This is a genomic window from Rhodospirillales bacterium (assembly GCA_028824295.1).
GTDB lineage: Bacteria > Pseudomonadota > Alphaproteobacteria > TMED109 > TMED109 > VXPW01.
Genome location: JAPPED010000015.1, coordinates 174,824 through 187,915 on the forward strand (window position 1 = coordinate 174,824; position 13,092 = coordinate 187,915).

Sequence of the window (13,092 nt, forward strand, 5' to 3'; positions counted from 1 at the left end):
TGACCATGATGATCAGGCCGCCACGGCGGGCGTGGTCGGTGTGGACGGGGCGCAAGGAAGTGTCAGCATCACACGGGCGCCGCGACCTGTGTTGGCGAGGCTGATCTTTCCGCCCTGGTCCTCGACGATTCGACGGACGATCGCTAACCCGAGGCCGGTTCCGCCTTGGCGGGTGGTGACGTAGGGCTCGGTCGCGCGGTCAAGGAAGTCGTCGGGAAACCCGCCTCCATCGTCCTCGACCGTGACGTGATAGGTGTCGCTGTCGTCGGCCGCTTCCAAGATGATGTCGATGTTGCCCAACGCCGCAGCAGGTTCGGCGTGACCGTGAATGGCCTGGACGGCATTCTGGACCAGGTTTCCGAGGGCGCGGTCCAACTGGCTCGCGTCGCACAGAACGTACACGGGTTGGTCGGGGACGTGCGCGCTGACGCGGATATTGACGTGTGCCGTGTCATTGATGGCCTGGACGCCATTGATCAGGGCCACCATGTCGACCCGGCGCAACACTGGGGGCGGCAGCCGCGCAAACTCCGAGAATTCGTCAACCATTCGGGTCATTTCCACGACTTGGCGCACGATCGTATCGATGCAGGATTCAAATACTTCCGGCTCGGTCCGTACTTCCCCGGCGTAGCGGCGCTTGAGCCGTTCGGCGGCCAGGCGGATCGGGGTCAGGGGATTGCGGACTTCGTGGGCGATCCGCCGGGCCACGCCACGCCATGCCGCCGCCCGTTGGGCGAGAATCCGTTCCGTCATGTCGTCGAACGTGATGACGTACCCTTGGACCCGGGTGTTCCGGGTCGCGGCGTTGACACGCACCAGCAACACGCGCTCTTGTCCGTTTCGGGTCGTAACGACCTGATCCTGATTGACCCTGCTTGGGTAAATGGCCGCGCGGTGGAACAAGTCTGACATCGCCGGAATCGCTTGAGCGAAAGGCCGCCCGGTGAGCGAGTCCTCGGGCACGCCCAAGAGGTCCGACGCGGAGTGATTGGAGAGAAAGATCACGCCGCGGGAATCCACCGCGACCACCCCGGCGCTCACCCCTGCCAGCACCGCCTCCGTGAATCGCCGGCGCGTGTCGAGTTCGCGGTTGGCGGCTACGAGTTCGTAGCGCTGGTCCTCAATCTGGCCGGTCATGCGATTGAATGCGCGGAGCAACAGCAAGAGCTCGCCGCTCTGGCCCTCTTCCTTGACGCGGGCACTCAGATCGCCATCCCGCACTCGGTTGGCGGCATGGGCCAGTTCCGATACTGGACCGGCAAACCGGTTGGCGACCTGGAACCCGATCCAGGCGGCGACGGCCACGAGCAGTACGGCCACCGCGATGAACACCATCGTAAAAGTGATGTGCAGGCTGGCCCGCTCGCGTTCCGCCTGCTGGTATTCCCCCACCGCCGTTCGCACGGCATCGATGTTGCGCAGTACATTGGTGTCGATGTAGCGCCCCACATAGAGCAGCTGGTCGGCGAGTCCCGAGAGCGGAGCCAGTGCCCGCACGCGGTCGCCGCCGCGGATCTGAAACACGACGGTCTCACCCTGTAGCGCCCTCTGCAGCGCCCCTGCCGGTAGCTGGTCGAATGCCAGCAGCAGACTCAGCGAACTACGGGCCAAGATTTGCCCGTCCGCCCGAAGCACGAGAGCTTCGGCAATCCCACGCTCGGTCACCAGTTGGTCAAGTGTCGCGGTATCCAGGCGATTCTCGGTTGGGGTACGCGCGAGCCGGTTGGCAATCCACAACACGTCGGCCAGCACCAGTTTCCGATGATCTTCGTAGTAGGCGTCCGCCACGGCCATCGAATGCGTCAGCGCCGATGAGACGCGTTCCGAAAACCAGCCCTGGATGCCGATCGTGAAAAACCCTGCAGCCCCGGCGGCCACGATGACTGCCGGAGTGGCGGCCAGCAGGCCGAACGCGACGACCAGCTGGACGTGGAGTCGCGCACCCGGCTGCGCTCGCCGTCGCCGTGCCCAGAGCAGGGCTATCCGGCGCGCGAGGATCAACGTCAGCAGCAGGAGAACGAGCAAGTCGGCGTACAGGAGCGCAAGGATCAAGTCGGGATCCGAGTCCGCGCTCGGGGTCAGCACGGCGAACGTGACGACGCCCAGCACCGCTCCGGTCAGCGCGAGACCCCAGGCGAGCCACAGCTTTACCCGCTTGCTGCCGGCCAGCTGCCGAACTCGCGTCCGCAACGGCGCCCAGACGAACGTGACGGCAGTCATTCGGCTGCTCGCCGGCGACGCGGCAGTGCCCGGAGATCGAGATCGCGGATCTTCTTTCGGAGCGTGTTCCGGTTGATTCCCAAGAGCTCTGCTGCCCGGATCTGGTTGCCCCCGGTGGCGCGCAGGGTTCGCAGGATCAGCGGCCGTTCAACCTCTTGCACGAATCGCCGGTACAGCCCGGCAGGAGGCAAGGTATCTCCATGCGCCGCGAAATAGCGATGCAGGTGGCGCTCGACGCTGGCACCAAGCGTGGAGCCTTCGGTATCGGGCCTTACCGTTGACTGATCTGCACTGCCAAGCTCTTCCTCCACTGTATCGGCACTGATCACGTCCCCGGCTGTGAGCACCACCATCCGCCGGAGGAGGTTTTCCAGTTCGCGGACGTTTCCGGGCCACGTGTGTTCCGTCAGGCGTGTCAGGGCCTCCTCGGAGATCCGCTTGGGCTCCATACCGTCTTCCGAGGCGCGCGCAAGGAGATGCCGGGTCAGCAGGGGAAGGTCTTCCAATCGGTCCCGAAGCGGCGGCATACGGATCGGGACCACGTTCAATCGGTAGTACAGGTCCTCGCGGAACAGGCCTTCGCGGACCAAGGCGCCCAAGTCCCGGTGTGTGGCGGCGACGATGCGGACATCGGCCTGAACGGGAATCATTCCGCCGACGGGATTGAACTCGCCCTCCTGAAGCACGCGGAGAAGGCGGGTCTGTGCATCGGGCGGCATGTCCCCGATCTCGTCGAGGAACAGCGTTCCGCCCTCGGCCTGCCGAAAGCGCCCAGCGGACGCACGGTGTGCACCGGTAAACGCTCCGCGTTCATGCCCGAACAGTTCGCTCTCGATCAGGTCGCGGGGAATGGCCGCCATGTTGAGTGCAACGAATGGACGCGCCCGGCGTGGACTGAAATCATGCAGCGCCCGGGCAACGAGTTCCTTGCCCGTTCCCGATTCGCCAAGCACCAGAACCGTGAGGTTGGTGTTCACCACTCGGGCGACCACCCTGTACACGCGCTGCATCGCGGGCGACCGTCCGACCATTGGCAAGTCGTCCGGCGAAGTGTCGGCGGCGGATGGAGCGGGCACGCGGGTTTCCGCAATGGCGCGTCGGACGGTCGCCACGAGCTCGTCTAGGTCGAACGGTTTCGGGAAGTACTCGAAGGCTCCGCGCTCACCGGCCCGAAGGGCGGTCAGCATCGTGGACCGGGCGCTGATCACGATGACCGGAAGGTCGGGCCGAACCTTTCGAACCCGGGGCAGCAAATCAAGGCCGTTGCCGGATGGCATTGCGACATCGGTGATGACGAGATCGCCCGCTCCGGAGCTGATCCAGGACCAGAGTTCGCCCATGTCGCCGGTATCGCGGGCCGCGAAACCGTGCCGGTGCAGGGCACGCCGGACGACGGTCCGGATGGCCGCGTCGTCGTCGCCCACCAGGATAGTGGCGGTAGGGGATGTCAGCGTATTCAACGCGCTGTGTCCGTCGGCGAGGGGGCTTGGACCCCGTCTGTCGAGGAATTGACGGCCGGGAGGTACACCGTAAAGCGTGTCCCGGATCCGGCCGTCGCGTCCGTGACCTCCACCACGCCACCGTGGTCCTCGATTACCCGGGCCACCAACGAAAGTCCCAGACCGCGTCCGCCGGACTTGGTGGTAACGAACGGCTCGAATAGATGCTGGCGCATGTCTTCCGGAATACCGGGTCCGCTGTCCTCGATAGCGACAAACACCGGCAGCCCCCGGTGGGCCGCCGTTCCCGTCTGAACCCGCAGTCCATGTCGAATACCGGTGATCAGTCGAATGGTCCCCTCTGGATTGGCCTCGGCTGCATTCTTGGCGAGGTTGAGGAAGGATTGGACCAGCCGGTCGCGATCTCCTGGAACCATGGGGATGGAAGGATCGTACTCGCGCGTGAACGAAGCGTTCTTGGCAAACCCGTTCTTGGCCAGCATGAAGACTCGATCGAGCACAACGTGCACGTTCACGGGAGCAGTTGGCACGGTGGCCCCATCCACGAAGGTGTCGAACCGGGCGAGCAGCTTGCCAATTCGGTCGGTCTCGTCGCGGATCAGGCGGGTGAGCTCGCGGTCGGACGGACCGACGGCTTCTTCCAGCAGCTGGGCGGCCCCGCGGATCCCGGAGAGCGGGTTCCGAATCTCGTGGGTCAGGGTCTCCGCGAAACCGGTCGCCGAGCGCGCAGCGCTCATTTGCCCGAGGCGGTGCCCGCCAATCGACTGGGCTACCGACCGTGCGTGCAACGTCAGCACGATCTGATGGTGTGCGTCATGGCAAGGAGATGCCCGGGCATCGACGATCCGTGGCGCCATGGCAGGCCCGGTCAGGCGAATGCCGTACTCGACGGCGCTGCTGCCGCGGCGAACGACACGGTCGAGCATGGCGAGCACGGGGCTGTCGCCGGAGAGAAAGTTTCGGATCGGTCGCCGCAAGAGGCTGCGGGCACCGGTTCCGAACAGGTGCTCGCCGGCTGGATTGACATAGAGAATATGGCCGGTGTCAGAGATCAGGAAGACCGGCACTGCCATTGATTCGAGCAGATCCTGAGGACCGACAGCCGTTTGGGTGGAGGTGTCGCGGGACTCCGCCACTGCGCGGTACTCCTGCACAAGGATTAGGCACAACACACTAATACCAGAACACACTCCAGCCCAACATTGCGCAACGGTACGAGCGGCGACGTCGTCGCAGCGCTGGCCCGGCACAAGTCTTGCGACCGTCGGTCCAGCTTGCGAGGCCCGTTTGCGGATTCTCCACTGCGAACCTGTGCTCGGCGAGAGCTCGAGACCTTCTACGCCGGTTGCCGGTCCTCTACAGCGGCCCGGTTTCGCACCTGTCCGCCGTCAGGCTGGCGAGGGTCGGTCACCCAGCCGAGCCGACGTCCTCGGATCAGCGGCAACGATCACCCATCAGCACTGACCACAGGACCAGATCCGTCGCCAGTGAGTGCTGGTCGCGTCAGCGGGATCATGCCTTCGTCACACGCTTTGATCTGGAGTGCCAGGTATTTCGAGTAGATCCGGCACTGGGCGAAGCTGCCCGCGATGAACCAGAGTCCCGGCTGCCCGGTCCGGGTCCATAGGTTGCGGAGTTCCTGCTGTTCGGGATCGAACCCCCAGATTGGGCCGACCCGATCCGCGACATCATCGCCGAACAGTTTTCGGACCAGATAGTCCTGGCCCTTGAAGCCAGTGGCCAGCACGATGAGATCAGCTGCCCGCATATCGCCGCTTCGCATGCGGGCCCCGTTGGCGACGAACTTGTCGATATCGGAGAACTGGATCAGCGCGATCTTGCCATCGGCGATCAGGTCCGAGCAGCCGACGTTGAAGTAGTATCCGCCGCCGCGCTCGAGATACTTGAATTGCCACCCTGTACCGTCGGTTCCGAAGTCAAGCTTGAAGCCCGCGCGCGCAAGGCCGTCGAGAAGATCCCGGTCGAGAGCCTTGGCTTGCTCGGTAATCTGCTGGTGCGTTTTCCTCAGTAACTTCAAGGGTATCGACGTGGTGATGAGATCGCAGTCCGCCAGAGAAGGGCCCTCGTCGTACAGGGCGTAGGGAAGCTGTGCGCTCGGCTCAATGTTGACGATCAGGGTCGGGTTCCGCTGGACCAGCGTGACATTCGCACCGTGCGAATACAGGTCCTGCGCAATGTCATGGCCGCTGTTGCCCGTCCCGAGAACCAGCACGTTGCTGTCGGCCCAATCGGCACCTTCCCCGAATTCACTGGAATGCAGGACCTGGCCGGCAAAATCCATCAAGCTCGGAATATCCGGTCGGTTGGGAACGCCGCTGACACCAGTCGCCATGACGATATGGCGAGGATGGATCTCCCGTGTGCTGCCGTCGGGCAGACGCAGCATCACCGACCATCTCTCGTCCCGCTCTTCGTAGGTGCCGCCGGCGAACTCGGTGCCCGTCCAGAAATTGAGCTCCATGATTTCGACGTAGGCCTCGAACCAGCCGGCGATCTTGTCCTTGGGGATGTAGGTCGGCCAGTTCGGCGGGAAGGGCAGGTAAGGCAGATGATTGACCTGGACCTGGTTGTGCAGGGTCAGCGCATGGTATCGGTTGCGCCAGTTGTCCCCGATGCGTTCTTCGCGGTCAACGATGAGCGTGTCAATCTGCAATTGTGTCAGTTGCGCTGCGATGGACAGCCCTGCGTGCCCTCCGCCGACCACAAGGACCGTCGGATCCCGGTCCGCATAGGCGACGGAGGATTGCCGCTGGTCGAACCAGTTTGGTCCTCGGAAATCCCTCGAATAGGACTGGCCTGTTGGCCTGGCATCACCAACTGCTGCTTCAAACCCTTCGATCTCGCTGAGCGCTGTTAGCAGGGTCCACGCCTTCACAACTCCATCTTCGTCGTCGCGGATCAAACGAAGGACGCCTTCCGCCGGGCCGAATGCGCTCGTGAACCCGAATATGGCTTCGATTCCTTCCGTTCCTGCCCGGGTGACGAGGCGGGGCGGCGTCCGACCCGGATCCGTTTCGAAACTGCCGGGTTGGGCGTGGGGTCCGTGTTGCTTCAACGCCTTGACGATGTTCGTCTTGCCACTGATGGTCTGGACGTTCCAAGTGAGGGCGAGGAGATCGCGCCAGTGGCTGTTGCGGAGAAACAACGACTCGAGCGCCTCTGGATCGGAGGCGGAAATAGCCGACTCGAAATCTGCTAGCCAGCGGTCAACAGCCCGGACCGGGGAGTCCTCCAACCCAACTAACATGCTTTGTTCCTCGTCCATGGCGGCAACTTGTCTGTTATTGAGGTCCCGTTGTCGTGCAGCGCCGGGGACGTTCCGCGCCCTGCCGTCACTCGTTCATCGGACACTGCCGGTCGGGCAGTCTAGGCAGCCGGCCAGCTTGCATCGATGGGCCCAGACGGAATGTTAGTGCACGGCGGGTTCAGCGGCCAAGTTTGACGGATGGCCGAGCTAAGCGGCGCCGGATGCACGGACCTGGCGGCCTGACGGCGTTCGATGCCCGTGTGCGGCAACCCAGTCCCGGGCCGCCGCACCGTGTGGTAAGGGTGACGCCAGATGTCGATCTGCAGTCGGACGTCGCCACGTGAGAAGAAGATCTCCCGATGGGACAGCCCGTCCCGTAGATCGCCGTTTCCTGTGGACCGCCCCGGTGGAATCCGGGGTAGGGGGGAACGCGACGAAGCGCGTCGGGTGTTCAGGGTTTCTGCCCGTGTTCCGGCGTTGCGCTGCTGTGCACCCTCCGGCACATTGCGCCCGGACTGAGGAGAGGGTTCATGCGTTCACAGGCGCGGAGTCTCGGCACGTTTGACTATGTGGTGGTGGGCGCAGGATCAGCCGGGTGCGTGCTCGCCAACCGACTGAGCGCGGATCCCGGCACTCGCGTGCTGCTTCTGGAGGCGGGCGGCTCGGACCGTTGGCACTGGATCCGTATCCCGGTGGGGTACCTCTATTGCATGGGCAATCCGCGGGTGGACTGGTGCTTCTCGACCGAAATCGAGGCGGGGTTGGGGGACCGTGCAATACCCTATCCACGGGGCCGGGTGCTCGGTGGCTGTTCCTCCATCAACGGCATGATCTACATGCGCGGCCATGCCGCGGACTACGACCATTGGCGCCAACTCGGCAACGCCGGTTGGTCCTGGGATGACGTGCTCCCGTACTTCATCCGTGCGGAAGACCATTGGCGGGCTGACGATTCGATGCACGGCCAGGGCGGGGAGTGGCGGGTCGAGCAGGCCCGAATCCGATGGGACATCCTCGACGCCTTTCGTGCGGCCGCTCGGGAGGCGGGCATTCCGTCGACCGAAGATTTCAATCGGGGTGACAACGAGGGCTGCGGCTACTTCGAGGTCAATCAGCGGCAGGGCATGCGCTGGAACGCGGTACGGGGATTCTTGGACCCGGTGCGCCGCCGGCCCAACCTCGAGGTGGTTCAGGATGCGCATGTCAGGCGGGTTCGGATCGAGGAAGGGCGGGCCGTCGGGCTCGATCTCTGGCAGGGAACCGAGGCCGTCCGTGTGGACGCTGCAAACGAGGTGGTTCTCGCGGCCGGCGCCATCGGCTCACCTCAACTCCTGGAGCTCTCAGGAGTTGGCCAACCGGGGCGACTGACGGAGCTCGGGGTGACTCCGGTCGTGGACCGTGCAGCAGTGGGCGAGAATCTCCAGGACCACCTGCAGGTGCGCCTGGTTTACCGCGTGCAGGGCATACGCACCCTCAACGAAACCGCCGGGACGCTCAGGGGCAAGGCGGCGATTGCGCTGCAGTACCTGCTGTTCCGTCGCGGGCCGATGACGATGGCCCCGAGTCAGCTTGGTTGTTTCGCGCGTTCCGATCCGGATCGCGATGCGGTCAACCTGCAGTATCACATTCAGCCGCTCAGTCTCGACCGCTTCGGCGCGCCCCTGGACCCGTACCCGGCCTTTACTGCCAGTGTCTGCAACTTGGCGCCGGAATCGCGTGGGAGCGTGCACGCAACGTCTCCGGATGCCCGGAAAGCGCCAGCCATCCGGCCCAACTATCTTTCGGCCCCGGAGGACCGGCGGGTGGCGGCCGATGCGATTCGGCTGACCCGGCGTATCTGTGCGCAGCCCGCGTTGCAGCGATACAGTGCGACGGAGATTCGCCCGGGGCCCACTCCGGACGATGACGAAAGCCTGGCCAGTGCCGCCGGCGCGATTGCCACATCAATCTTTCACCCGGTCGGAACGTGCCACATGGGCCGTGACGGGGTAGTCGACGAGCGCCTTCGGGTCCATGGGGTTCGCGGACTGCGAGTGGCGGATGCGTCCGTGATGCCGACGATTACGCACGGCAACACGAATGCACCGACCATGATGATCGCGGAACGGGGCGCGGACATGATTCGCCGGGACGCGCGCGCGTGACGGCGGACGCGGCGGGGACGCCGCCGGGCCGCGTCGATGCGCTGGTCGTGGCTGCGGGTCGCGGCGAACGTGTCGGGGGCAGAGTGCCCAAGCAATTCCGCGTCGTTCAGGGCCGACCCGTCGTCCGCTGGGCCGTGGAAGCATTCACCCGCCACCCCCAAGTTGAACGTGTACTGACCGTCGTCGCTCCCGGTCAAGCCAACGCTGCTGCCGCCGCACTAAGAGGTGTGGAGGTTCGCATCCTGGATCGCGGCGGCGCCACCCGGCAGGAAAGTGTGGCGGCGGGTCTCGAGGCGCTCGCCTCGGATCCGCCGCAGACCGTGCTCATCCATGATGGGGCCCGTCCCCGACCCGGCGCAGCGCTGATCAGTCGGGTCATCGATGCCCTGTCCAATGCCGACGGCGTGGTGCCGACCGTGCCGCTGAGCGATACCCTGAAGGAAACCGGTGACGACGGGCACGTCCGGCGGACCCTCCCGCGGACCGGCTTGCACGGTGCGCAAACGCCGCAGGGCTTCCGCTTCGACCTCATCCTCGGCGCGCATCGGGCGGCGTCGGAGGAGACCGGCGCGACCGACGACTCCTCGCTGCTCGAAACGGCTGGTCATGTCGTGCAGGCGGTTGCGGGGGATCCCGAGAACCTGAAGGTCACCGCCCCTGGCGACTTTGCCCGGGCTGAGAGGTTATTCGGGGAACGCCTGCCCCGGACCGGGCAGGGCTTCGATGTACACCGGTTTGGTCCGGGGGAATCGGTTCAATTGCTAGGCGTCAGACTCCCGCATGATCAGGCGCTGGTCGGGCACTCTGACGCAGACGTCGGACTGCATGCCGTGACGGACGCCATTCTGGGTGCCCTTGCCCAGGGTGACATCGGGCAACATTTCCCTCCGGGAGACCCACGGTGGCGCGACGCCAATTCGGCCAAGTTTCTTCAGCACGCCGGAGCCATGGCGCACGAAGTAGGTGCAGAAATCACGCATATCGACGTCACCATCATTTGCGAAGCTCCGGCGGTTGCCCCGCATCGCGAGCGCATGCGGCAGTCCGTAGCCGGCATCCTGGGCCTGCCGGCCGCAGCGGTGAGCGTGAAAGCCACCACGACCGAGGGTCTCGGCTTTGCTGGTCGTCGTGAAGGGATTGCGGCGTTTGCTTTGGCCACGTTGCTCGTACCGAACGAGAGTGCATGAACGCGATGGTCAGTGACCGTCTGGCCGAATCCGTGGCACTGGTGGGTGGCCTGGGCCGGGTCGGGCCAGCGCCCGGTACCGTCGCGTCCTTGGCGACGATCCCAATCGGCGTGGCCCTGCATGTCCTCGGCGGCGCGGTGGCTGTGGGCGTAGCGGTTGCCTGCGTGGTGGCGTGTGGCTGGTGGTCAGCAGAGCGATACGGGAGGCTGACCGGCCGCCATGATGCGCCCGAGGTGGTCGTGGACGAGGTGGCCGGAATGCTGGTACCACTAGCCGCGGCTGGAAGTGACATCGTGCTGGTACTGGTCGCGTTTGGTCTGTTTCGCCTGCTCGATATCGTGAAGCCGTTCCCGATCTCGTGGTTGGACACAAAGGTTCCCGGAGGATTGGGGGTCATGGCTGACGATCTGGCTGCGGGTTGCTTGGCAACGGCAGGTACCCTCGGGTTGGGAGTCTTGCGTGACGCCTGGTTCTGAGCTACGGAAGGTCAGCGCGGAATGCCTGCGATTGCTTGATCGCGTCGACCTGACGCTGGCAACGGCCGAGTCGTGCACCGGCGGGATGATCGCGACCGCACTGACCGATCACCCGGGCGCGTCGCGAGTGCTCAGCCGTGGCTTCGTGGTGTACTCCGACGATGCCAAGGAACAAATGCTCGGCGTCCCCCGCAGCGTTCTGACGGCCTGCGGCGCCGTGAGCGAGGAGGTCGCTCTGGCCATGGTCAGGGGTGCGCTTGCGCAGGCGCCGGTCGACCTCGCGGTCGCCGTGACCGGGATCGCCGGACCGGACGGTGCGACCACGACGAAGCCTGTTGGGCTCGTGCACATCGCTGCCGGCCGACGTGGGGATCGGGCGTGCCATGAACGTCTGCAACTGACCGGTGACCGGCAGACCGTCCGAGAACAGTCCGCAGTATGCGCTCTAAGGTTGCTGATGCAGACGGCAGTCCAATCGTGAAGGGCGCACATGCGTTGCTGGTCGGCGGCGCTGGGTTTGTCGGCGGCTGGACGGCACGGGCGTTCTTGGATGCTGGATGGCGCGTGACGGTCGTCGATCCCTCCGCGGCAATCGCGAGCCGGCTGCCCGGGGGCTGTACCAGCGTGGCTCGGCCAGCGCGCGCTGACGTTCTCAATGACATTCTGACAGCAGATCCGCCTCAGGTTGCGGTCGGGCTCGGTGCGTTCGGTTCCGGTGGGAAGGGGCTTCTGGCGGCGGCGGACCGCGACCCCGGGTCCGCCATTGCCGTCAATGCCGGGGGGCTCGCAACCCTCCTGGAAGCAGCGGCTGCGGCTGGTGTGCGAAGGGTCCTTTGGACCAGCTCCACGGTGGTGTACGGCCGGTCTGCGGATGGCGGCCCGGCGCCAGCCCACGAGTCGCTACCGGCGAATCCGGACACGGCCTACGGTCTCTCGAAGCAGCTGGCGGAGGCCACGGCGGAGTGGTTCCGGGCGCATCGACCGGTCGAGCCAACGGGGCTACGGTTGCCACTGGTGCTGGGACCAGGCCTCCACTACCGTGGCGCAGCGGCGGAATTCCTGGATGTCATGATGGCTGCCGTTGCCACGGGCACCGTTCCGGCCCGGCTGGCGGCCGATTATCGGAGCGATGTGCTGTACGTGAAGGACGCTGCCCGGCTGCTGGTATCACTGGCAGAATTTCCCAGCGACCTGGCGCCGGTTTACAACGCCCCGTCGTTTTCGCTTCAGCTTTCCGAGTTCGTGCGTCAGCTGGCTGCGGAAACGGGCAAGATCGTTACGCTGCCTAGGGTTGCCGAAGCAGATACGGAACCCAATTGGCGTACTCTTTCTGACGCACAGCTGCGTGCAGATACGAAGTTTGCGCCCGCGTTCGACGTTGCTGCAATGATTTCAGACTGGCTGGGGGAGGCCGCAGAAGGGACACGGAAAGCATGACCGACATCCTCGAAATGGCACGACTGACTTCACCGGAAATGGCCGCCGCCATTCCGGACATCGAAGTCGCCCTGCAGCCGATCGGGGCCACAGAGCAGCACGGCCCCAACCTGGCGCTCGGTACGGATTTCGTGGCGGCCGACCGAATTGCACGCCGCGTTGCCGCCGAGCTGGGCCGCAGGGCGTTGCTTATGCCCGTATTGCCGTTCGGATTGTCACCGCACCACATGGGTTTCCCCGGTACGATCACGCTTGACGCGGAAACGGTGATCCGGTTGTGTTTCGACGTCGCGCGCTCGATTGACCGGCAGGGGATCAAGGCGATTGTGTTCGTCAACGGACACAATGGAAATTCTGCGGTCCTGCAAGTTGCTGCCACCAAGATCCGCTACGAACTCGGGATGCGCGCGGCTGTCGCCTTCTACTTTGCCCAGGCCTCGGATCGGGTGCGGGCGCACGGGCGCACGCAGCGTTTTGGCCACGCATGTGAAGTCGAGACCAGCGTTCTGATGCACCTCGACGCGGCTTACGTCCGAGCCGACGCGCTTGTAAAGGGTGAGATGAAGGAGACCGGGCTCGCGCATGGGTTCAACAATGATCCGTTTGCGTTGCAGGTGCCGGTGCCGTTTGATCGGCAGACCGCGAACGGCGTCTTCGGGGACGCCCGCCTGGCGTCGGTCGAGGCGGGACGTGACATTGTTGACACCGCGGTCACCCGGACGGTTGCCTTCATCGAGAGCCTGAAGACCGCTTCCATCTGAACAGGAAGATGAAGGCTGCTCCGCAACCATGGGGAGCGCCGTGAATTCCTCGGTACCCCAACGAGTTGCCAGCAAATGCGACGAACCAGGTTTGTAGGAATGCCCAGCCCGACACGATCGCCAAGCCTGGTACCAG

At 64.8% G+C, this 13,092-nt stretch carries 10 protein-coding genes; 6 read left to right on the forward strand and 4 right to left on the reverse strand.

All coding sequences use genetic code 11. From position 1 onward, the window contains the following. Positions 1-12: 12 nt before the first annotated feature. From OXH60_07265 to OXH60_07280, 4 genes are all read right to left on the reverse strand, one after another. Positions 13-2,223, reverse strand: coding sequence for an ATP-binding protein (locus OXH60_07265; GenBank protein MDE0711919.1), 2,211 nt, complete (start codon positions 2,221-2,223; stop codon positions 13-15). After that, positions 2,220-3,674, reverse strand: coding sequence for a nitrogen regulation protein NR(I) (ntrC, locus tag OXH60_07270; GenBank protein MDE0711920.1), 1,455 nt, complete (start codon positions 3,672-3,674; stop codon positions 2,220-2,222). Before ntrC ends, OXH60_07265 begins: the two co-directional genes overlap by 4 nt. Before the next feature lie 5 nt (positions 3,675-3,679). Beyond that, complete coding sequence (locus OXH60_07275; protein MDE0711921.1) at positions 3,680-4,819, reverse strand: ATP-binding protein; 1,140 nt, start codon at positions 4,817-4,819, stop codon at positions 3,680-3,682. A gap of 311 nt (positions 4,820-5,130) precedes the next feature. Further along, positions 5,131-6,951, reverse strand: coding sequence for an NAD(P)/FAD-dependent oxidoreductase (locus tag OXH60_07280; GenBank protein MDE0711922.1), 1,821 nt, complete (start codon positions 6,949-6,951; stop codon positions 5,131-5,133). A gap of 530 nt (positions 6,952-7,481) precedes the next feature. On the opposite strand from OXH60_07280, the gene OXH60_07285 reads away from it, so the two are divergent. The 6 genes from OXH60_07285 to OXH60_07310 are packed head-to-tail and all read left to right on the forward strand — an operon-like array spanning position 7,482 to position 12,956. Then, entirely contained in the window at positions 7,482-9,095 is a 1,614-nt protein-coding gene (locus OXH60_07285) for a GMC family oxidoreductase N-terminal domain-containing protein (GenBank protein MDE0711923.1), read from the forward strand. After that, on the forward strand, positions 9,092-10,282 hold the full coding sequence (locus OXH60_07290) for a bifunctional 2-C-methyl-D-erythritol 4-phosphate cytidylyltransferase/2-C-methyl-D-erythritol 2,4-cyclodiphosphate synthase (protein ID MDE0711924.1): 1,191 nt from the start codon (positions 9,092-9,094) through the stop codon (positions 10,280-10,282). Before OXH60_07285 ends, OXH60_07290 begins: the two co-directional genes overlap by 4 nt. Then, entirely contained in the window at positions 10,279-10,758 is a 480-nt protein-coding gene (locus tag OXH60_07295; GenBank protein MDE0711925.1) for a phosphatidylglycerophosphatase A, read from the forward strand. Before OXH60_07290 ends, OXH60_07295 begins: the two co-directional genes overlap by 4 nt. Further along, complete coding sequence (locus tag OXH60_07300; GenBank protein MDE0711926.1) at positions 10,742-11,239, forward strand: CinA family protein; 498 nt, start codon at positions 10,742-10,744, stop codon at positions 11,237-11,239. Before OXH60_07295 ends, OXH60_07300 begins: the two co-directional genes overlap by 17 nt. After that, on the forward strand, positions 11,236-12,195 hold the full coding sequence (locus OXH60_07305) for an NAD(P)-dependent oxidoreductase (protein MDE0711927.1): 960 nt from the start codon (positions 11,236-11,238) through the stop codon (positions 12,193-12,195). The genes OXH60_07300 and OXH60_07305 overlap by 4 nt, the downstream gene beginning before the upstream one ends. After that, the gene (locus tag OXH60_07310; protein ID MDE0711928.1) at positions 12,192-12,956 is read left to right on the forward strand and encodes a creatininase family protein; all 765 of its coding nucleotides are present in this window, start codon (positions 12,192-12,194) and stop codon (positions 12,954-12,956) included. The genes OXH60_07305 and OXH60_07310 overlap by 4 nt, the downstream gene beginning before the upstream one ends. Positions 12,957-13,092 lie beyond the last annotated feature (136 nt).

What these genes read in the sequence shown, in the direction of transcription:
- OXH60_07265 (MDE0711919.1), bottom strand. Translation starts at nt 2,223, where the DNA reads ATGACTGCCGTCACGTTCGTCTGGGCGCCGTTGCGGACGCGAGTTCGG.
- OXH60_07280 (MDE0711922.1), bottom strand. Translation starts at nt 6,951, where the DNA reads ATGTTAGTTGGGTTGGAGGACTCCCCGGTCCGGGCTGTTGACCGCTGG.
- OXH60_07285 (MDE0711923.1), top strand. Translation starts at nt 7,482, where the DNA reads ATGCGTTCACAGGCGCGGAGTCTCGGCACGTTTGACTATGTGGTGGTG.
- OXH60_07295 (MDE0711925.1), top strand. Translation starts at nt 10,279, where the DNA reads ATGAACGCGATGGTCAGTGACCGTCTGGCCGAATCCGTGGCACTGGTG.
- OXH60_07310 (MDE0711928.1), top strand. Translation starts at nt 12,192, where the DNA reads ATGACCGACATCCTCGAAATGGCACGACTGACTTCACCGGAAATGGCC.